This window comes from Streptomyces albospinus, assembly GCF_014648695.1.
GTDB lineage: Bacteria > Actinomycetota > Actinomycetes > Streptomycetales > Streptomycetaceae > Streptomyces > Streptomyces albospinus.
In genome coordinates this window covers 373,252-396,679 of record NZ_BMRP01000001.1, presented here as the reverse complement: position 1 = coordinate 396,679, position 23,428 = coordinate 373,252, and the positions used below count along the sequence as shown (strand labels likewise).

At 74.4% G+C, this 23,428-nt stretch carries 1 protein-coding gene; it reads right to left on the bottom strand.

The features are described from left to right. The coding region (locus IEZ17_RS01895; RefSeq protein ID WP_189295603.1) for a non-ribosomal peptide synthetase at positions 1–22,965 on the bottom strand (22,965 nt) is incomplete at its 3' end. Between the last annotated feature and the right edge of the window lie 463 nt (positions 22,966–23,428).

Genomic DNA, 23,428 nt, shown 5'->3' with positions numbered 1-23,428 from the left:
CTCCGGTTGCGTGCCGACCGGGTCGAGCAGGCCGCTCAGGTGGTCGGCCAGCCGGTCGACGGACGAGTACTCGTACAGGGCGGCGGCGTTGAGCTCTACGCCCAGTTCCTCGGCGATCTGCGTGACGAACGTCGAGCCGGTGATCGAGTCGACGCCCAGATCGGCGAAGGCCGTCGAGGGCGACAGATCCTCCTGCGGCACCCGCAGCGTCCGGGCGAGCCGCGCCACCAGCAGCCGCCGGAGCTCCGGGCGCCGGTCGGCGCTCCCGGACGGGCCGTCGGCGCGCCGCCCGGCCGGTGCCGCGGCGCGGACCGCCGGCGCGCGCATCGCGATGACCTGGCGGTACCGGTCCGCGCGCAGCAACCGCACCGCGGTGTCGAAGCAGGCGGCTCCTTCGGCGTCGTCGAGGAAGCCCAGCGTCGGGTAGTCCCGTGCCGCCTCGCCGAACGAGGCCCGCCAGGCGCCCCAGTTGACGACCCCGACCGGGAACGCGGCGGTCCGGGCGGCGGACCGGGCGAACGCGTCGGCGAACGTGATCCCGGCCGCGTAGGCGGCGTGGGTGCCAGCCCCGCCGAAGGCGAAGGCCTGGGCCGAGGAGAAGTAGCAGAGGAAGTCCAACTGCTCGTCCGCCACCGCCTCGTAGACGTGACGGGCGCCGGCCGCCTTCACCTCGTAGTGCGCACGGAACTCTTCCTCGCCGAGATCGGCGAGGGCACCCGGTGCCCCGGTGATCCGGGTGGCGCCGGCGAACAACACCCCGTGGACCTCCCCGAGCAGGGCCTTCGCCCCGGCGATGGCCTGCCGGGCCTGCCGCGGATCGGTGACGTCCGCCTGGACGTAGCCGATGCGGTCGTCGTGCAGGGCCATCCGCACCGCGGGGTCGGTCTGCGGCCGGCGCCCCACGCAGACCACCTTGGCGTCGTACCGGTCGATCAGGTGGCGGCTGACGATGCGTCCCACGAACCCGCTGCCGCCGACCAGGACGTAGTGGCCGCCCGGGCGGATGCCCGGCAGTCCGGCCTGCGCCGCCTCGGACGGCGCCACCGGGACGACCTCCTGCCGGTACCGGCGTCCCGCACGCAGCGCGATGAGGTCACCGGCCGGGGCCGGGGGCTCGGTGGCCACCGCGGCGGCCACCGCGGCGCGGCCGTCGGGCGTCGCCAGATCGGCGCCCGACACATCGAGGTTCCGCACCGCGAACCGGCCGGATTCGCGGGCCAGGAAGTAGACGAGTCCCGCCAGGCCCGCTCCGCGCGCCGCGCTGTGCTCCCCCTCGACCGACTGCGTGTCCTGGGTGACCACGGACAGGTCCGTCCGCCCCGCCGGGTCGCCGCGCCGGAGGGCCTTGACCAGGCGGAGCAGGGCGAGTTCGGAGGTGGACCCGGTGTCCGGGCCGAGCGGGCCCGGGCCGACGACGAGGTGGACCCGGTCGGGTGCCGGTCCGTCCCAGGCGAAGGCGTCGTCGAGCGGGCGCTCGGTCACGTCGGCGGTTCCGTGGACGCCCCGGTAGTGGTCGGCCAGTGCCGTACCGAGCGCGGCGCCCGACGCGTCGGCGACGACCAGCACCCGGCGCGGTGCCGGCCCCGCGGCAGGCGCCGCCTCCGACACCACCCAACGCGGCACGGTGAGCAGTCCCTCCGGCGGGACGACCGGCGCGGTACCGGGCGCGTCCACCGGGCGGTCCGCCCGGTCGGTGGGCAGCCGGTCCGGTGTGGTGCCGGGCGCGTCCGCCGGGCGGTCCGCCGGGGCGGTGGGCACCCAGTGGCGGTCTCCGGCGAACGGGTAGGCGGGCAGGCCGACCCGGCGCGGACGGTCCGCTCCCCACAGGACGTCCCAGTCCACCGGGGTGCCGTCGGCCCAGCGCCGGGCCGTGTCGTGGGGCTCGGTCCCGGGCAGCGTCGGACGCACCCCGTGGCGGGCGAACTCCGCCAGCTGGCCGCGGAGTTCTTCGGTGGTGTGCGCCACAAAGGCGACGCGGACGGCGAACTCGACCCGGCCGTTCTGGAGGGTGTACGCGACATCGCGCAGCGGCCGGCCACCGTCCGTGCCGAGCGCGTCGGCGAGTCGGGCGGCCATCTCCCGCAGTCGGTCCTCGCCGCGGGCGGAGAGCGGCACGACGACGGGTTCAGCCGGTCCGCCGGTGGCACCTGCGAGGGCCGCGGTGGCCGGCACGTACTCCTCCAGGACGACGTGGGCATTGGCTCCGGTGGCCCCGAAGGAGCTCAGTCCGGCGCGCCGCGGGCCCCGGGCCGGCGCGGGCCACGCCTCGGTCGCACGCTGAAGCCGGAACGGCGTGCCGTCCAGGCCGAGCAGCGGGTTGACGGTCTGTGCGTGCAGCGAGGGCACCAGGGTGCGGTGGTGCAGTTGCAGGGCCGCCTTGGTCAGGCCCGCGATGCCGGCCGCGGACTCCGCGTGCCCGATGTTGGACTTCACCGACCCCAGGGCGCAGAACCCGGTGTCCTCGGTATCCCTGCCGAAGGCGGTGGCCAGACCCCGGATCTCGATCGGGTCGCCCAGCGAGGTGCCGGTGCCGTGCGCCTCCACGTAGCCGATGGACCGCGCGTCGACGTCCGCCGCGGCGAGCGCGGCGGAGATCACGGCGGCCTGGCCGACCGGGCTGGGCACACTGAACCCGCTGACCGCGCCGGCGTGGTTGACCGCGGACCCGGCGACCACGGCGTAGATGTGGTCGCCGTCGGCCTCGGCGGCGGCGAGCGGCTTGAGGACGACCGCGCCGACGCCTTCCGCGGACACGTACCCGTCCCCGCCCTCGCCGAAGGAACGGCAGCGGCCGTCCGAGGAGTGCATGCCGACCGCGCCGTAGGTGCGGTACTTGCCGGGGTGCAGCGAGAGGTTGACGCCGCCCGCGATGGCCACCTCGCACTCCCGGCGGCGCAGACTCTCCACCGCCAGGTGCAGCGCGGTGAGCGACGAGGAGCAGAGGGTGTCCACCGTCAGACTCGGACCGTGGAAGTCGCAGAAGAAGGAGACCCGGTTGGCGATCTGTCCCTGGTTGAGGCTCAGCGGAACCGGCGAGGCCGCCTCCGCCGCCACCAGGGTGTAGTCCTTGTGCATGGTCCCGGCGAACACGCCGACCGCGCGGCGCCGGTCCGGGCCCTTGGCCTCCGCGAGGGTGGCCGGGGTGTACCCGGCGTCCTCGATCGCCTCCCAGCAGGTCCGCAGGAACCAGCGCTCCTGCGGGTCGGTGATCTCCGCCTCCGGGCGGGAGATCCGGAAGAAGTCGGCGTCCAACCGGTCGACGTCGTCGAGGAACCCGCCCCAGCGGGACTCGGTTCCCCCGGCGGGTGTCCAGCGTCCGGCCGGCACCTCGGTCACACTGTCCCGGCCCGCCTTGAGGTTCTCCCAGAAGGCCGCGAGGTCCGCGGCGCCGGGGTAGTGCCCGGCCATCCCGACGATCGCGAACCGCTCGGTCCGCGCGGAGGGCAACCGGCGCCGCTGCAACCGCGGGCGGGCCAGCGGTTGACGCGTCGCGCCCGCGCCGTCGCTCCGGCCGGCCAGGATGGCGTGGGCGTTGGTGCCGCCGTCGGCGAAGCTGGAGACCGCGGCGACGCGCGGCGCGTCCGGCCAGGGCGTGAGCGTGTGCGCGAACCGCAGCGGCACCGCGTCGAAGTCGAAGTGCGCAAGCGGCTGCTGGCCGCTGAGGAACGGCACGATCTGGCGGTTGCGCAGCATCAGGACGGTCTTGAGGACGCCGGCGATGCCCTCCGCGCACTGCGGATGACCGATGTTGGGCTTGACCGAGCCGAGCGTGCAGGGGGTGTCGGAGTCCGGGCGGTAGACGGCGGCGATCGCCTTCAGCTCGATCAGGTCCGGGACCTGGGATCCGGCCGCGTGGGTCTCGATGTGGGTGACGTCGTCGGGGGCGACCCCGGCCCGCGCCAGCGCACGGGCCATCACCCGCTGCTGTGCGGCGGGGTTGGGCGTGGCCGGTCCGGCGGTCCGGCCGTCGTTGTTGACCGCCACCGCCTTGACCACCGCGTGGATCCGGTCGCCGTCGGCCTCGGCGGCGGCGAGCGGCTTGAGCAGGAGCACGCCGACGCCCTCGGCGGGCGTGAAGCCGCTGGCCCGCCGGTCGAACGCGTGGAACTCCGGTGCGGTGTTGAGCAGTCCGCGCCGGTCGAACAGCCGGTGCCCGTCGGCGTTGGGGAGCAGGGTGACGCCGGCGACCACGGCCGCCTCGGCGTCGCCGGAGCGCATGGCCTGGACGGCGTGGTGCAGGGCGACGAGCGCGGAGGAGCAGGCGGTGTCCACGACCGTGCTGGGACCGCGCAGGTCGAAGTAGTGGGAGAGGTTGGCGGCCAGGTAGTTCTGGCCGATCGCGACGATCGGGTTGCGGCTGCGGCCCAACGTCACGTCGTCCGGGGCGTGGCGGGTACGGCCGCCCACGTAGACGCCGATCTCCCGGCCCTTCAGCTCGGCAGGGGTGTAGCCGGCGTCGCAGAAGGCGAACAGGGTCTCTTCCAGCAGCAGCAGCGCCTGCGGGTCCATCGCGGCGGCGTCGCCGTCGGAGAGGTGGAAGTGCGCGGGGTCGAATCCGTCGAGGTCGATCAGGCCCGCGGTGTATCCGGTCTCACCGCCCCAACGCCGGGCGGGCACCGGGGCGATCGCCGAGCGTCCCTCGCTGAGCAGTCGCCAGTAGGCGTCCAGGTCGGGGGCGCCGGGGAAGCGGCCCGACATGCCGATGACCGCGACGTCGAACGGCCCGTCGTCGGGCGCCGGCCGGCGTGGTGCCGGCACGGTGGCGGGCTCCGCGACGGCCGTGACGGCGGCAGGGGCGGCGGGGGTGGCGGCAACGGCCCGGCGGGCGGGGCCCGGCGGGGCCTGCGCCGCCGGTGCCGTGCCGAAGGCCCGTCCCAGGGCCGGGCCGTGGTGGGTGGCCAGCCAGCCGACGAAGGCATCCACGGTGGGGTGCTCCAGGAGGACCGACGGGTCGAGCTCGACGCCCAGCTCCCCGCCGACCCGGCGCAGGATCTGCACCATCATGATCGAGTCGGTGCCGTAGTCGGCGATCGGCACGTCGGCCGCCAGTCGCTCGCGGCCGAAGCCCAGTTGCTCGGCGAGCAGGTCGAGCAGCCAGGACTCGGCCGCCTTCGCCTCCTCCCCGGTCCCCCCTGCCGGCGCACCGCCGTCCCGCGCGGCGGCCGGTGCCGCCCCGGCGGGGCGGGGCGCCGCCGGGGCGTCCGGCCGGCGGTGGCGCAGGGTGTGCGGCGTCCAGTCGGCGGCGACGATCGCCGGCAGGACCACCGGTCCGGCGCCGGTGGACAGGATGTGGTCGAGCAGTTGCAACCCCTCGGTCTCGGAGAGTTCGCCGAGACCAGTGGCCTGGTAGCCGGGCCCGGGCCGCTCGCTGCCCATGCCCACCCCCCGCCAGCTGGGCCAGGCCACACTCACCAGGGGCAGCCCGTGGGGCGCGCGGCGGGCGACGGCGTCCAGGTGCGCGTTGGCCATCGCGTAGTCGCTCTGCCCGACCGCCGCGGCGGGGACCATCGAGGCGACCGACGAGAACAGCACACAGAACCGCAGCGGGTCCCCGGCGAGCGCGTCCACCAGGGCGTCGACTCCGGCCACCTTCGGCGCGAGCACCGCCCGCACCGCCTCGGTCGGCTTGCCGACGAAGGCGAGGTTGTCCCGGTCGACGAGCCCCGCGGCGTGCAGCACACCGCCGATCGGCCCGTACTCCCGCCGGATCCCGGCCAGCGCCTCCCGGACCGCGGCGGCGTCCTCCCCCAGGGGCAGCGAGAGGACCTTCAGCCGGACCCCGTCGCGCTCCAGCGCCCGCAGTCCGCCGAGCTTCCGCCCGAGCGCCGTGTCCGCGCCGTACGCGTCCCAGTCCCCGCGCGGCGGCAGTTGCTCACGCCCGGTCAGGACGAGGGTGCGGGCTCCCCAGGCGTCGACGGCGTGCCGGGCGAGCGCCAGGCCGATACCCCGGGTGCCGCCGGTGATCAGCAGCGGCTCGTCGGCCGGGAAGCGGACCGGGGCGCCGGCGGTGGCCGGGAGCTCGGCGAGCACGGCCCGGTGACGCGTGCCGTCCCGGTAGGTGACCTCGCATTCGTCGCCGCCGTCGGCCAGTTCGCGGGCGAGCAGCCCGGGCAGCCCGGGGTCGGCGGGGTCCGCCTCCAGGTAGCGGGAACGGACCCGGCCGTACTCGCTCTGGAGCATCCGGTAGAGCCCGGCCCGGGCGTCCCCTGTTCCCACGCCGAGCAGCAGCGCCGGGCGTCCGGTCATCCGCTGGAGCACCGGCAGCCAGTCCGCGAGCTCGACGCCACCGAGGTCGACCAGCGCGTCGAACCGGTCGTCGAGGTCCGCCGCGGACCCGACCGGTTCCGCACCCGGCAGCGCGGCGGCGAGGCGGCGGGCGGCCGGCCCGGTGCCGAGTACGGCCACCGCAGTCGGCGGCCGGCCGCGGGTGACCTCGGCGGGCGCCCACTCCCGGGTCAGCAGACGGGTGCCCTCGGGTGCGGGGACACCGGCCGGCCGCCGGTGCGCGGCGAACACCTCGCCGAACGCGTCCGGTTCGGCGACCGGGCGCCACACCTCGTCGTAGCCGGCTTCCTGGAGCGCCTGCTGCCATCCGGCCGCGGTGAGGATCGGTGCCCCGGGAATGCGGACGTCCTCGTCGTCGTAGCGCCACCAGCCGTCCAGCAGGCCGAAGGTCAGCGTGAGCACCGCGGATTTGCGGGTGACCTCGTTGATGACGAGGACGCCGCCCGGGCGCAGCGCGGCGGCCAGGTTGCGCAGGACGAGGCGGATGTCCTGGGTGGCGTGCAGCACGTTGGTCGCCACGATCACGTCGCAGTCGCCGCCCGTCAACTGCTCGCCCGCGCCCGGCTGTTCGACGTTCCAGCGGCCGTAGCGCAGGTACGCGCGGCCGGGGCCGAAGCGGCGCTCCGCCTGGTCCAGGAAGGCCGGGGAGAGATCGGTGTACCAGTACTCGACGCGGTCCGCGTGGGCGTCGAGGCGGGGCAGGACGACGGCGGTGGTGCCGCCGGTGCCGGCGCCGACCTCGGCGAGGCGCACGGTGGCCCGGGTGCCGTCGGCGAGACGCTCGCGCACCGCCGCCGCGGTCACCTCGGCGACCACGTCGTTGAGCCGGTCGGCGACCGCGTTGCCCTGGTAGACCGCGGTGAGCTTGGCCATGGAGCCGCCGGGGAACAACACGTCCGTCGCGGGCACCGCGCCGGACAGGATCCGGGGCAGCTGCTCGATGCACTCCTCGACCAGGGAGAGCTGCGCGTTCCAGTACGGGTCGGACGCGAAGCGTGCGCGGACCGCCGGCCATGCGGTGTCGTGCGCCGGGGACTGCCCGGCCGCCAGTTCCAGGACGCCGTCGTCCAGCCGGGTCAGGCCCGCGGCGGTGAGCAGCCGCGCGGCCTCGTCCAGCCAGCGCCGGTACTTGTCCAGGACGGACATCCGCAGGGCCAGCCCGGCCACGGATTCGGTGCGCCCCTGCGAGAACGCGCCGGCGGCACGGAGCCGCTCCAGCAGACGGCCGGCGATCAAGCGGTCGAGTTCGTCTGCGGACAGGGCGGCCGGGGCCGGGGCGGCGGGGATGCGGGTGGTCTCCCTGAGCCGGCTCAATCCGTCCGCGGGCGTGTTCCGCGGATGGTTCCGCACCGGGTCGCCGGCGGCGGCGAACGCGTGCGGGAACCGCTCGGCCAGATGGGCCGCCAGGTCGCGGACCGTGGTGTATTCGAAGAGCAGCGTGGGGGCCAGTTCCTCGCCCACGGCGTCCTGCACCGCTTCGACCAGGCCCAGCACCTGCACCGAGTCGATGCCCAGTTCGTAGTAGCCGGAGGTCACCGGTATCGACTGCGGGTCGCGGCCCAGGCGTTCGGCCAGCAACCGCCGCAGGAAGTCCTGCGCGCGGTCGGCCGCGGACGCGTCGGGGAGCGTTCCCCCGGCGGCGGCCGGCACGCCCGGTTCCGCCGCACCGGCGTCGGGCGCCACGGCCTTGCTGGACAGGTCCGACAACTCGGCCACTTGACGGCCCTCCGGGTCGAAGAAGTCCACGGAGAGCCGGACGACCTCGCCGCGGCGGCTCACCGAGGAGCGGCGTACCCGGGCCGTGCAGCGCCCGGTCAGGGGTCCGGTCGTGCGGAACGAGGACAGGTGCACCGGCAGGAAGGCCCGGCCGTCGGTGTCGAGCAGCGCGCCGGCCGCGACCGCCCCGCCGAGCAGCAGGGCCGGGTGGACCAGGAAGTCGCCCGGTCCGGCGGTGAGTTCGGCGGTCAGCTGCTCCTGGTCGACGCGGACCAGGCCGTCGGCGCGTGCCGCGCCGCGGTAGTGCTGGCCGTTGCCGGCATCCCGGTCGTACGTCTCGGCCAGCGGCCGGGGGGTGTCGTGCGGGTGGTGCGCCAGCCGTTCCCGGAAGACCGGCGGACCGGTCACCTCGACCTCGGCCGTGGCATAGGGCCGGCCGTCGGTCACGGCGACCTGCCAGCGGTCGGGCCCGGCCGGGGTGCAGCGGACCTCCGCGGTCACCGGTCCGTCGGTGACGTCCAGCGGCCGTAGCGCGGTGAGGTTGCGGACCGCCACCCGACCGACCGGGTGCCCCTGGTCGCGGAACACCCCCGCGATGAGGTCGGGGTAGGCCAACGCGGGCAGCAGGAACCGGCCCTGCACCTGGTGCCCGGCGATGACCGGGGTGTCGGTGGAGAGCAGCACCTCGCCGCGCAGCGGGGCGTCCTCGGGTGTCGAAGGCGGCACGGGCCGGGTGCGCACCGCGTCGGCGGCGGGCAGCCAGCAGCGTTCACGGGCGAACGGGTAGCCGGGCAGCGCGATCCGCGGACCGCCGTCGGGCCAGTCGATCCGCGCACCGCGGACCCAGGCGGCGGCCAGTTCCCGCGGGGTGTGGTCCGCGGCCGGTGCGGCGGAGCGGGCCGCGGTGCCGGTCAGGACCTCCGGTGCGGGCGCGCCGGCCAGGTGCCGGTCGAGCGCGTCCACGAGATCGGCCACGCCGTCGAAGACCACGGCGAGACGGTGGGCCATCGGCTCACGGGTCTGGAGCGTCGTGGCGAGCGCGGCGGGGTGCGCCTCCCGCCCGTCACCGCGGAGGAACTCCGCCAGCCGCGTGGTGTGTTCGGTGAGCCGCTCCGCGTCGCGCGCGGAGAGCACGCAGACGTACGGCGGCTCCACCGCGGGGGACTGCGTCGGTGACACGAACTCCTCCAGGATCACATGGGCATTGCTGCCGCCCGCGCCGAACGCGCTGATGCCGGCGGTGCGGGGCAGCGGGCGGCCCGCGGCGTCGACGCGCGGCGCCCAGGGGGCGGGTTCGCGCTGTAGTCGGAAGGGGGTGGCGTCCAGGTCGAGGTGGGGGTTGAGGCGTTCGGAGTGCAGCGAGGGCACCAGCTCCTGGTGCCGCATCTGGAGCAGGACCTTGGTCAGCGCGGCCATGCCCGCGGCCGACTCGGCGTGGCCGATGTTCGACTTCACCGAGCCGATCGGGATGCGCACGCCGTCCAGGTCGTGTCCCTGGAAAGCCCGGACCAGGCCGCTGATCTCCACCGGGTCGCCGAGTGAGGTGCCGGTGCCGTGCGCCTCCAGGTAGTCCAGTTCCGCAGGCGTCAGACCGGCCCGGGCCAGCGCCTCGCCGATCATCACCCCCTGCGAGCGGGGGTTGGGCACGCTGAAGCCCTTTCCGGCCCCGCCGTGGTTCACCGCCGTGGACCTGACCACGGCGAGGATGCGGTCACCGGCCGCCTCGGCCGCGGAGCGCCGCTTGAGCAGCACCGCCCCGGCGCCCTCGGCGGGCACGTAGCCGTCGCCGCCCTCACCGAAGCTGCGGCACCGGCCGTCGGTGGACAGGAAGCCGCCCTTGGCGAGTTGGAGGTACTTCAGCGGGTGGCTGGAGACGTTGACGCCGCCGGCCACCGCCACCTCGCAGTCCCCGTCCCGGATCGCCCGGCAGGCCAGGTGCAGGGCGGTGAGCGAGGACGAGCACATGGTGTCGAGGGCGATGCTCGGACCGTCGAAGTCGAAGAAGTAGGACACCCGGTTGGCCACCGAGGCGTACGACGACGAGGTGGCCGCGCCGTCACCCCGCAGGGCCTCCTCGACGCCGTACAGCTGGTAGTGGCCGTACATCAGGCCGACGAAGACGCCGGTGCGGACCGTGGACAGCGCCGCCCGGGACGTGCCCGCGTCCTCAAGGAGGTGCCACACCGTTTGCAGGAAGATCCGCTCCTGCGGGTCGATGTGCTCCGCCTCCACCTGGGACATGCGGAAGAACATCGGGTCGAACGACGCCACGTCGGAGAGCCAACCGCCCCACTTGGCATACGTCTTGCCGGGGGCGTCACGGTCCGGGTCGTAGAACCGGTCGTGGTCCCAGCGGTCCTTCGGCACCTCCTCGACGCAGTCCCTGCCGGCGCGCAGATTGCGCCAGAACTGCCACAGGTCGTCGGCCTGCGGGTAGCGGCCGGCCACCCCGACGATCACGATCTCGTCGTCGGCGGGGTCGGGGCCCGGCACGGTGGCGTGCACGACCGGACCGGGCACGGCCGCGGCGGGGACCACGGCCGTGCTCGCGGCCGGGTCCGCCGAAACCGGATCGGCGGCGGCTTCGACGTCCGCGGCCTGGGCGGGCGATGCGGGCGCCGGCCGGGGGACCGCCAGGTCACGCACCTCGGCGGGGTGTCGCTCGACCAGGTACCCGGCCAGCTCCGCGACCGTCAGGTACTCGAAGAACAGCGTCTTGGACAGCGGGCCGAAGCGCTCCTCCAGGGCTCGGGTGAGGCTCAGCACCAGCAGCGAGTCGACACCGTAGTGGTCGAACGGCTCGTCCTCCGCGACATCGTCCAGCGGCATCTTCAACTCGGCGGCCAGCAGTTCGCGCAGGAACGCGACGGCGGCGGGACGCAGCGCACCGTCGTCCGTGTCCGGCCCGGCCGCCGCGGGCGCCGCCTGCGGCAGTGGCTCGGCGGGGCGCCGGCGCAAGGCCTCGGTGATCCGACCGCGGTCACCCGCGGTGAGCAGGACCCGGGAGGCACCGGCGGCCAGCGCGCCCTCCAGCGCGTCGAGCGCGGCCCCGGTGGGCAGCGGCTCCATGCCGAACTCGCGCCACATGCCCTGCCGGGCCTCGGCGGTGAGGGTCATGCCGCCGTCGCGCCAGAGCGACCAGTCGACCGTCAGGCTGCGGCCGGGACGCCGCTCCAGATAGTGGTCGAGGAAGCCGTTGGCGAAGGCGTAGTCGGTCTGCCCGACGTTGCCGAACACCGCGGCGGTCGAGCCGAACGCGAGGAAGTAGTCGAGGTCGTCCGCCCGGGTCGCCTCGTCGAGATGGACCAGGCCGTACACCTTGGGCGCGAGCACCGCGTCGGCGTCCGCCCGGCTCTTGTGCAGCGCCAGCGAGTCCCGCAGGGTGCCCGCCGCGTGCACCACACCGGCGATGCGCCCGAACCGGCGCCGGGCCTCGTCCACCACCCGCTCGACGTCGGCCCGCACACCGACGTCGGCCGGCAGGTGCAGCCAGCCGTCCGGCAGCGGCCCGTCCGGTGCGGACCGGCTGACCAGCACGATGCGGGCGCCGGGGTGCCGGGCGATCCGTTCGGCGACCAGCCGGCCCAGCTTCCCGGAGCCGCCGGTGACCAGGTGGGCACCGTCCCGGGCCAGCGGCGAGGCGCCGGTCTCGGGCAGGGCGAGTGCGCGCCAGGCGCGGGTAGTGCGCCGACCGGCACCGGTCTGCACCTCCGGTTCACCGCCGGAGAGTTCGGCGAGCACCAGTGCGGCGAGCTCCCGGACGGAGGCGGTCGCGGAGCCGGTGCGGCCCAGCACGCTCATCCGGATCTCGGGGTACTCCTGGCCGATCGATCGGGCGAAACCGTCGAGCGCGCGGTGTGCCGCCCCGGCGGCACCAGCCCGGTCGTCGTGCACGTAGAGGTAGCGCAGCGGCCCGCCGGAGCCGGCGATCCGGGTCCGGCACACATCGAGGGCCGTGTGGAACCCGTCGCGCAGCGCCGCGTCGAGCCCGTCCCCGGTGGCGAGGTGGACGACGTGCGAGGCCGTCCCCACGTCGCCGACGCGCACCGCCAATTCCGGTGCGAGCCGCGCCAGTTCGTCCCGGAGCTCCCGGGCGCGTCCGTCCCCGGTGTCGAGGACGGCCAGCGGACCGGCCACGGCCCGCGGGGCGGGCTCCGGTGCGGTGCCGGTCTCCTGCCACACCGGCTCGAAGGCGTGCACCTCGGGCTCGGCCTGCGGTACGGCGCGCAGGGTGAACCGCTCGATGCGTGCCACCACCGTGCCGTCGGGGGCGGCCAGGGTGATGCGGAAGAGCTGGGCGTCCGCGCGGCTCTCCACCAGCTCGGCGTGCACCAGGCACTCGGCCGGGAGTTCGGCGAGGAGCTGCACCGACCCGATCGAGTAGGGCAGGTGCGGTGTCGAGCCCGGCACCAGCCAGCCGGCCGTCTGGAGTGCTCCGTCGAGGAGCGAGGGGTGGAACCGGTGTGCGCCGGTCTCGGGGCGGCGAAGCCGGGCCAGGGCCTCGCCGTCACCGAGCGCCAGCTCCTCGATGACCTGGAAGGCCGGACCGTACTGGAAACCCAGGGTGCGGAAGTAGGCGTAGGCCTCCTGCCGGGTGCGACGCCGGGCACACCGGTCACGCACCGCGGCCGGGTCGATCCGTTCACGGGGCGGGGCCGCGTCCGTGCCGGGCGCGTCGAAGACCACACGGCCGCGGGCGTGCGGTCGCTCGCCCGCGATCTCGAACGCTCCGGAGGGCGCCACGACCACCCGCAGGTCCTTGTGGCGGCCGGGCGCGAGGGCGACGGGCGCGGCCCAGACGACGTCGTCGATCCGGCGGACCGCGGCGGCACCGTGCGCCCGCTCGCCGGCGAGCCGTGCCATCTCCAGGTACACCACGCCGGGCAGCACCCGTTCGTCGCCGACCTGGTGATCGGCGAGGTAGAACTCCGCCCCGGTGAGCCGCTTGGCGAAGGCGGCTTCGTCGAACGTCGAGATGTTCTCGTCCAACAGCGCGGCACCGTCGGCCGGGGCACCGGTCAGGGCCGGGGCGTCGGCGGGGGCCGGGGCGTCGGCCCAGTGCCGGGTCGGCTCGAACGGATAGGTGGGCAGGCCGAGCCGGCGGGCCGGCGGCAGCGCGGACCAGTCCACGTCCGCACCGTCGGTCCACAACTGAGCGAGCGACACCAGGTCCCGCTCGGCCGACAGCGCACGGACGAAGTCCTGCCAGGCCGCGCCGCGCGAGGCCGCGGTGCGGCGTCGCCCACCGGCGACCCGGGCGCGCAACGCCCCCGCCCCGGCCCGGCCCTCGGCTCCGGCGTCAAGGTGTTCCAGCAGCTCGGCGTGGCTACGGGCGACGAAGGCGAGCCGCTCCTCCATGGCCTCCCGGCCGGTGCGCAGGGTGAAGGCCACGTCGGCGGGCGCGGGCTTCGTCCGTCGGACGAAGGCGGCCAACCGCCGGGCCTGCTCCCGCAGACCGCGCTCGGTCCGGGCGGACAGGACGAACAGCTCCTCCTCCGCGCGGTGCGGAGCGTGCGGCACGGCCGGCGCCTCCTCGACCACCACATGCGCGTTGGCGCCGCCGAAGCCGAAGGAGCTGACGCCCGCCCGGCGGGGCAGTGGGGAGCCGTCCTCGGCCGCGGGTGCCGGCCAGGGCCGGGTGGTGTCGACGATCTCGAACGGGCTGCCGTCCAGTTCGAGGTAGGGGTTGCGCTCGCGGAAGTGCAGGCTGGCCGGGAGGGTCCGGTGCCGCAGGGCCAGCACGACCTTGAGCAGCCCGGCGATCCCCGCGGCAGCCTCCAGATGACCGATGTTGGTCTTCACCGAGCCGATGCCGCAGCTCGGCTCCGTCGCCTCGGTGTCTCCGCGCAGCCGTCCGAACGCCTCGGTCAGACCGGTGATCTCGATCGGGTCGCCGAGCGCGGTGCCGGTGCCGTGCGCCTCGATGTAGCCGACCGTGCGGGGGTCGATGCCCGCCGCCCGGTAGGCCGCGACGAGCAGATCGGCCTGCGCGTCGGGGTTGGGCGAGGTGAGCGAGGTGGTGCGGCCACCGTGGTTGACCGCGACCGCCTTGATCACCGCGGCCACCCGGTCACCGTCCCGACGTGCAGCCGCGTGGTCCCGCAGCACCACCACGCCCACGCCCTCACCACGCACATAGCCGTTGGCGGAGGCGTCGAACGCCTTGCACCGGCCGTCCTCACTGAGCATCTCGTTGCGGCTGAGGGCGGTGTAGAGCCCCGGGTCGAGGATCAGGCTGACCCCGCCCGCGATCGCGAGGTCGCAGGTGCCGTCGCGCAGCGCGGTGACCGCTTGCTGCACGGCGGTCAGCGAGCTGGAACAGGCCGTGTCCACCGCGACGCTGGGGCCGCGCAGGTCGAGGAGGTACGAGATGCGGTTCGGAATGATCGACTGGGCGGCGCCGGTGAGGGTGTGCGGCTCGGCCGCCCGTCCGGCGGCCCGCAGCACCTCGGTGTAGTCGGAGTTGGTGGTGCCGATGAAGACCCCGACCCGCTTGCCCGCGAGGTCCGAGGGCCGGTAACCGGCGTCCTCGAACGCCGCCCACACCACTTCGAGGAGCAGGCGCTGCTGAGGGTCCATCAGCTCGGCCTCGCGGGGCGAGATCCCGAAGAAGGCGGCGTCGAAGCGGTCCACACCGGAGAGGAATCCGCCCCAGCGGGAGCGGGAGCTCTCCGTGTGCGCGCGCCAGTCCCAGCGCTCGGCGGGGATCTCGGTGACCAGGTCCCTGCCCTGCTCCAAGTTCTCCCAGAACTCCGTGAGATCGGCGGAGCCGGGCAGCCGGCCGGCCATGCCGACGATCGCGATCTCACCGGCCGCGGTGCGGTCGGCGCCGACCGGGGCACTGCCGGCCGCGGCCACGGCACCCGCGGAGTCCTCGGCGGGGGTGGTCACCCGGGCCGGAGCCGGGCGGACGGCACCGGCCGGCGGCGCCTCGTCGCGCGGGCCGTCGCCTGGGCGGGCGCCCAGGTGGGCGGCCACCGCGGCGACCGTCGGATAGCGGTAGAACAGCGTCGGCAGCACTTCGGTGCCGTACCGCTCGCTGATGCGGGTGCTGAGCGCGGTGAAGCTGACCGAGTTCATGCCGAGTTGGCCGAGCGGGACGTCCGGGGGGACCAGCGAGGGGTCCGTGCCGAGGAGGTCCGCGATCAGTGCGGTCAGCTCCGCGGTACGGACCGCGGGGCCCTCTGCGGTGCCGGTCGCGCGCACCCGGGGCTCCGGGGCGACCGCCGCGCCCGACGCCGCTGCGCCCAGCTCGGCCAGCGGCGCGTCGGTCAGCCTGCCGCGGTCCACCTTCCCGTTGAGGGTCTGCGGCAGCGACGCCACCGGGAACAGGACCTCCGGGACCATGTGCGCGGGCAGCCACTCGGCCAGCGCCTCGCGGTGCGGTGCCGCGGCACCGTCGTCGAGCACCAGGAAGGCGTGCAGGACGTTCTCACCGGCGGTGCGGCGGGCGACCACGACGGCCTCGCGGACACCGGGCCGGGTGCGCAGCACCGCTTCGATCTCGCCCGGTTCGATCCGGAAGCCACGGACCTTCACCTGGGCGTCGAGCCTTCCCAGGTACTCGATCCGGCCGTCGGGCAGTGACCGCACCAGGTCACCGGTGCGGTAGCGACGGTCGCCGTCCAGGGTGACGAACCGTTCCGCGGTCAGCTCCGGGCGGCCCAGATATCCGGTGGCCAGGCCCGCGCCCCCGATGTACAGCTCACCGGGCACGCCCGCGGGCACCGGCCGGCCCCGGGTGTCGAGCACGTGCAGCCGGGTGTTGGCGATCGGGTGGCCGATGGTGACCCGCTCGCCGGGCACGAGCCGGCAGACGGCCGACCAGATGGTGGTCTCGGTCGGCCCGAACATGTTCCACACCTGTCCGGCGCGGGCCAGCAGTTGCTCGGCGGTGTCCTGGTCGAGGGCCTCGCCCCCGCACAGCACCTTCAGTCCGGGACTGCCCGACCAGCCGGCGGCGAGCAGCATCTTCCAGGTGGCGGGGGTGGCCTGGACCACGGTGGCCGGGCTCGCGTCGAGCAGGCGGCGCAGGAGGACGCCGTCCCGGGCGACTTCGGTGGGCACGATCTCCACCCGGCCGCCGGTGATCAGCGGCAGGAACAGTTCCAGGGCGGCGATGTCGAAGCAGACGGTGGTGAGAGCCAGCAGGTGGTCGCCGGCCGCCAGGCCGGGCTCCTCGGCCATCGACAGGAGGAGGTTGGCCAGCGCCCGGTGCGGCACCTGGACGCCCTTGGGGCGACCGGTCGACCCCGAGGTGTAGATCACGTACGCGGGATCGTCCGCGGTCGGCCCGGCGCCCTCCCCCGGCCGGTGTCCGTCGGCGGTCGCGCCGGTCCCGTCGGTGCCGTCGTCCGGTGCGTCGACCGGCAGCACGGGTGCGCCGAGGTCGGGGTGCGTTCCGCGGGAGCGCACCAGTAGCAGGTGAAGTCCGGCGTCCTCGGCCATGTACCGGAGCCGCTCGACCGGGTAGTCGGGGTCCAGTGGCACATAGGCGCCACCGGCCGCGAGCACGCCGAGCAGGGCGACGAGCATGTCCGCGGACCGGTCGACCAGCACGCCGACCCGGCGCCCCGGCCCGACTCCGCGGTGCCGGAGGCGGGCGGCGAGCCCCTCGGTCCGGGCCGTCAGCTCCCGGTAGGTCAGTGTGCCGTCCCGGTCGGACACCGCGATCGCCTCGGGCGTGCGACGGGCCTGCTCGGCGAGCAGCGCGGGCAGGATGCGGTCCTCGGGGTAGTCCCGCCGTACCCGCCGGTGCCGCTCCTGGGCCGCGGCCCGTTCGTCGGCGCTCAGCAGGGGCAGGCGGTCGAGGGCTTGGTCCGGTCCGGCCAGCGCGGAGTCGAGCAGCACGCCGAAGTGCGCGCCGAGCCGCCGCACGGTGTCCTCGTCGAAGAGGTCCGGGTTGTACTTGAGGCAGTACCGGGCCCCGTCGGGCTCCTCCACGATCTCCAGCGTGACGTCGAACTCGCCTTCCTGGTGGACGCCGGGGAACACACCGGACACCGGGGCGGTGTCGGTGTCGTCCTCGACCCAGTTCTGGAAGTAGAAGGCGGTGTCGAAGAGCCGTGACCCGCGCAGTTCCTGAGTGAGCGTCAGGAGCGGGTAGTCACTGTGCTCCAGTGCCGCGAGGACGGTGTCCCGTGCCTCGCGCAGCAGGGCCCGGAAGTCCTGCTCCGGGTCGATGTCGTGCTTGAGGACGACCATGTTCATGAAGTAGCCGAGCACCTCGGCGTACTGCGGGGACGGGCGTCCGGCGACGGGGGTGCCGATGAGGATGCGGTCCTGCTGGGAGTAGCGGTGCAGCAGGGCGGCGTAGACGGCGAGCAGGACCGCGAAGAGCGAGGTCCGCTCCTCGGCGGCCAGCCGGCGGGCAGCCTGGATCTGCCGTACGGTCAGCCGGCCTTCGACCGAGGCGCCCCGGTAGCTCGGCACGGCCGGTCGGGGGCGGTCCAGGGGCAGGTGGAGCGTGGGCAGCTCACCGGAGAGCTGCCGCAGCCAGTAGGCGCGCAGCCGGTCACCGTGCTCCGAACCCAGCATCCCGGTCTGCCAGTCGACGAAGTCGGAGAACGTCGCGGAGGGCGCGGTCGTGGGCGGGCACTGCCGGTAGAACGCGGCCAGCTCGCGCAGGAACACGGCGATGGACAGGCCGTCGAAGACGATGTGGTGGAAGGTGAGAAGCAGTACCCGCCGACCGTCCGCCAGGGCGAACAGGGTGACCCGCAGCAGCGGCCCGCGAGCCAGGTCGAAGGGCTCACGGACCGCCGCCCGGGCCGCCTCGCGGACCTCGTCCGGCTCACCGGTGGCCAGCTGCCGCCGGTCGACGGTGAGCTCCTGGGCGGGTTCGACGATCTGCTGGTCACCGGTCACCCGGGCGCGCAGCTGGGGATGCCGGTCGACCACCGACTGGAGCGCCGCGCGAAGGGCGGCTTCATCGGTGTCCGGTTCGAGCCAGAAGGCCAGCGGCAGGTTGTAGGCGTAATTGCCGGGGGCGGTGCGCTCGATGACGCTCAGCGCCCGCTGGCCCGCCGAGAGCGGGAAGGCGATCGCTTCCCGCCGGGGCTGCGGCGACGGGCCCTGAGCGGCGAGCGGCCCGTCACCGATCAGGCCGGCGAGGTGGTCGGCGAACTCGCGCAGGGTGGGGTGCTGGAGCAGGTCGCCCAGCCGGACCCGCAGGCCGAGTTCCTCCTCGATCGCCGCCGCGATCTTCATGCCGCTGAGCGAGTCGAAGCCGTAGTCGGACAGCAGCCGCTCGGGGTCGACCGGTTCGTCCAGTTTCAGGGTGGCTGCGACGAGGTCGCCGACCTGGGTCAGCAGCCCCCGGCCCGCCGCGGCGGCGTGCCCGGCCGGTGACGGCACCGTGGCAACGGCCGGCGCGGCAGCCGGGGCTCCGGTGGCCGGTACGGCGTTGACCCCGATGAGCACGTGCTGACCGAGGGCCGCGCCGCGGTCCAGCACCAGGGTGTCGGTGAACCCCTCCTCGTTCAGGAGCCGCTGCCAGGTCTGCGGAGTGGCCAGCGGGGCGTCCTTGAGCCGCAGCTCCGGGTCGGTGAACGCCCACCAGCCCTCCAGCACACCGCCGGTGACGGTGATGCTGCTGCGGATCGAGGTCAGCTCGTTGAGCACCAGCCACCCACCGGGGCGCAGCAGTTCCCGCGCCGTGCGCAGCGTGCGGCGCAGGTCACCGGTGGCGTGCACGACGTTGGTGGCCACCACGACGTCCGCACTGCCGGGCAGGAAACCCTGCTCGGCGAGGGGACGTTCGAGGTTGAGCATGCGGAACCGGGTGAACGGGTGGCGGGTGCCGAACCGCTCCTCGGCAGCCTCCAGGAACTGCGGCGAGATGTCGGTGAAGACGTACTCGGCGCGGTCGGCCCAGGGGGACAGTGCGGGCAGGACCCGGTCCGTGGTGGCGCCGGTGCCCGCCCCGAACTCCACGACGCGCAGCCGCTCGTCGGCGACGAGCTCGGGCACCCGCCGCCGCGCGTGCTCGGCGACCGCGTCGGCGACCAGCTCGTTGAAGGAGTCGGTGAGCGGGTTGCCCCGGTAGAAGTCCTCCACCAGGTCCATCGACGCGTTCGGGAACATGATCTCGGTGGCACCGACCTCGCCCCGCAGCACCTGCGGGTAGCTCCGCAGGAACAGCCGGGTCAGCTCCACCGTGGCGGTGATGTCCGGGTGGTCGGCGGCGATCCGGTCCAACTCTCGTTCCCGGCGGTCCGCGGGGGTGGCGGCCCCGGCCGCGAGGACCTCGACGGCGTCTCCCCGCACGGCCAGGTGGCCGGCGTCGGCGAGGATGTTCAGCAGGGCCGCGTGCAGCCGGCGGTACTTGGGGACGATGCCGAGCCGGTCGGCGAGTCCGGTCACGCTCTCCCGCTGGCCGGGCGCGGTGAAGGCGCCCATCCGCCGGTAGACGTCGAGCAGCGCGGTTTCGCAGAGCGCGGAGAGCCGGTCGTACCCGGCGAGGACGGCTTGGGCACCCGGCCCTGCGGGCGTCGGCTCGGCGATCCGTCCGACCAGTGCCGAGGCGCGGTGGCCCAGTGCCTCCAGGGCCCGCCGGTCCGCTCGGATCGGCATGACCTGGACGGGGCCGTGGACCAGCACCCGCTCCAGGGCGTCCAGCCCTTCGCGCACCGAGAAGGACTCGACGCCGTTGCGCCGGAAGATCTGCTGGAGGCCCGGCTGCGCTCCGGAGCCGACCGGGCCCCAGTAGCCCCAGTTGACCACCCGTACCGGGTACGGAAGCCGGGTGGACAGCAGTCGGCCGTAGGAGTCCTGGAAGGCGCTCGCGGCCACGTAGGCGGCGTTGCCCGCGGCGCTGACGAAGGAGCCGACCGAGCTGAAGAACGCCAGGAAGTCCAGCGGCTCGTCGGCCAGCGCGGCGGTCAGCGCGACCGAACCGTCGATCTTGGCGGCCAGCGCGCTGCGCAGCTCCGACTCGGTGAGTTCGGCCAGGGTGCTGGCGTTGAACGCCATGGCCGCGTGGAACACGCCGTGCAGCGCGCCGAAGTGCTGCCGGGCCTCGGCCATCGCCGCACGCAGCGCGGACGGGTCCGCGGCGTCGGCGCGCAGATGCAGCAGCTGTCCACCCGCCTCGCGCACCCGCTCGGCGGTGGCCCGCTGTTCGGGGCCGAGGGGGCTGCGGCTGACCCAGACCAGACGGGCCCGGTACCGCCGGGCGAGCTCCTCCGAGAGCGCGCGGCCGATGCCACCGGTCCCGCCGACCAGGAGGTAGGTGCCGCCGCTCCGGTAGGGCGAGCGGTCGGGCGCCGGCAGCGGGGTCTCGATCAGACGCCTGACGTACCGTCTGCCGTCCCGCAGCAGGACCGCCCGCCCGGCCGGGTCCGGGGGCTCCACCAGCACCGCGGCCAGTGCCGCCTGCGGATCGGTGCCGGCCACGTCGATGCAGGTGACGTCGGCGTCCGGGCGCTCGGCGGCCACGATCTGGGCGAACCCCAGGATGCCCGCCGCGTGCGGGTTGTCGTCGTACGCGCCGCTGGTCACCACGGTGAGCCGGGTGCCGAGACCGTGGGTCCGGAACAGCGCCAGCACGCCGTCGCGCAGTCCCTCGGTCACCCCGTCCGGCCGCCGCAGCCCGCCGAGGTGGTAGAGGTGCCGCACCGGCGCGGTGAGCACCTCCGCCGGGTCGTCCCGGTCGAGTCGGACCAGCTCGGCTCCGGGGTGGTGGCGGAGTAACGCCTGGGCGAAGGCGTCGGGTTCGCCGGCGGTGAGCACCACCACCCGGCCGTTCTCCGGTGGCGCCGGGTGCGGCGCGGCGAGTTCCTCGGGGCACCAGACCGGCTGGTAGTAGCCGAGCGCCCGGTCGTCCGGCGCCACCGGCGCGAGGGCGGGCTCGGCCACGGCGCTCGGCTCGGCCCCCGCCGCCCGGGGAGCGCGCGGCGTCCCCGGCGCGGGCAGCGCCTCCCGTGCGGGAAGCGGGATCCAGTAGCGCTTGCGGGCGAAGGGGTAGGTCGGCAGGCCGATCCGGCGGGCGCCGGTGTCGGGCCAGTCCGCCTGGACCCCCTCGGTCCACAGCCGGGCGGCGGTCCCCAGATCGCCGTGGACCAGGGCCTGTGCGAAGCGGTCCGGCGCGTCGCCGCCCAGCCCGCGGCGGGTGCGGCTGCTGTCGTTCAGCTCGATGCCGGTCTCCGCGCCGGAGGCCACCGCCCGCAGCACGTCGCGCACCCGGTCCGGGCCGGTCGCCGGGAACGCGAGCCGGACGTCCAACTGCTCCCGCCCGACGCGCAGGGTGTGCGCGAAGTCGGCGAGGGAGATCGCCGGCTTCCCGCCGGCCAGTTCGCGCAGCGTGGCCGTGCCGAGCACGGTCGTGTCCCGTCCCAGGCGCTCGCTCAGCGCGGTCAGTTCGGCGGCCGAGCAGCCGTGGTCGGTGAGTTCCGCGTCCGGGTCCAGGTCCTCCGGCCGGACCCGCAGGACCTCGGCGGCCACCGTGAGGCAGGCGTCGAGGGCCCCGGCGTCGGCGGGCTGCCGCTCCAGGAAGTCGGCGAGCTCGCCCGCGTAGGCCCGCAGCCGTTCCTCGCTGAGGGCGGACAGGACGATCAGCTCGGGTCCCGTGCGGTCCGTGGTGGCCGCCCGCTTCCCCCGGTACTCCTCGACGACGAGATGCGCGTTCGCCCCGCCGCCGCCGAAGGAGCTGATCCCGGCCCGGCGCGGCAGCTCCCGCTCCCGGCCGTCCGCGTCGCGCACCACCTGACGGGTCCAGGGCGCGGCTTCCTGCTGCACCCGGAAGGGGGTGCCGGACAGGTCGATGTCCGGGTTCAGTTCGGCGGAGTGCAGCGAGGGCGGCAGGACACCGTGCTTGAGCTGCATCAGCACCTTGGTCAGGCCGGCGATGCCGGCGGCCGACTCCAGGTGGCCGATGTTGGACTTCAGCGAGCCGAGGGCGCAGCTGCCCCGCTCCGCGCCGCCGGCGCGGAACGCCTCGCGCAGCCCGGCGATCTCGATCGGGTCACCGAGCGGGGTGCCGGTGCCGTGCGCCTCGATGTAGGTGACGGTGCGGGGGTCGACCCGGGCCCGGCGCAGCGCGGCTCCGATCACCTCCGCTTGTGCCGAGGGGTTGGGCACGGTGTAACCGCTGGTCCGGCCACCGGCGTTGAGCGCGGAGCCCTTCAGGACGGCGTAGATGCGGTCGCCGTCGGCCTCCGCCTCGGCCAGCGGTTTGAGGAGGACGGCGCCCACGCCTTCGCCGTCGACGAATCCGTCCGCGCCGGCACCGAAGCTCCGGCACCGGTCACCGCGGGAGATCATCTGGCGGTCGGCGAGCATCCCCAGGTGGAGCGGGTGCAGGATGAGGTTGACCCCGCCGGCGATCGCCATCCGGCACTCGCCGCGCCGCAGGCTTTCGCAGGCCAGGTGGATGGCGGTGAGCGAGGCCGAGCAGGCGCTGTCCACGGTGAGGCTCGGTCCGCGCAGGTCGAGGGCGTAGGAGACCCGGTTCGCGATGGACCAGTGGGCGGAGCGCGCATGGGTGTGCACCCCGTACGCACTGCTCTCCCCGGCCAGCAGCTCGTAGTCGTTGTTCATCACCCCGGCGAAGACACCCACCGGATGGGCGTCGGTCAGTCCGCGCGGCCGGTATCCCGCGTCCTCGATGGTCGCCCAGGCCGTCTCCAGGAACAGCCGCTCCTGCGGGTCCATTTCCTCGGCGTCGGACGGCGAGATCTGGAAGAGCAGCGGATCGAACTTGTCGACGTCGGAGAGCCAGCCGCCCCACTTGCTGTAGCTGCGCCCGTCCTTCGCCTCGGGGTGGAAGTGCGCCGCCACGTCCCAGCGGTCGGCGGGTACCTCACTGATGCAGTTCTCACCGTCGACGACATTGCGCCACAGCTCATCCGGTGTGCGCGCCGAGGGGTAACGCCCGGCCAGTCCGACGACCGCGATATCCGCGGTTTCCGGAGTATCCGGAGCGGCGGGAACTGCCTGCTGCTGTACGGCGGTCAGCAATTTCAAGAGAAGAGCACGCTTGTCGTCCATTGACCTTCGTCTCGCCCGGGTGACATAGCTGAACGGATATCGCGACCGGCCACCGCACCGCGCCGCACCGTCAAGCACGGCAGCGCTCAGTAGACGTTCGACAAATGAACACCAATGAAAACTTCAGTACTTCGATCGCGGAACGCTATGTGACTTCGATCGTGGAACGCGATGTGTCAGGCCGGCTACACGGCGCTGTCATTGGTATGCGGAGAACTGCCTTCGGGCTTCTTCACCAACAGGGCAGGGACGAGCGGACTACGGCAACTCAGCATCGTCAAACCCCCGTTGGCACGCCGATGTCGGCAACTCAGGCAGAAACCGCCCGTTTGCTCCTCTGGACGGGAACGTAACATCGATTCTCAAGACGTGGCAAGCGATTCGATCAAGGGACAGCTCGGACAACCCCAGGCCCCACCTGGGGCATTGCCACCAAGGT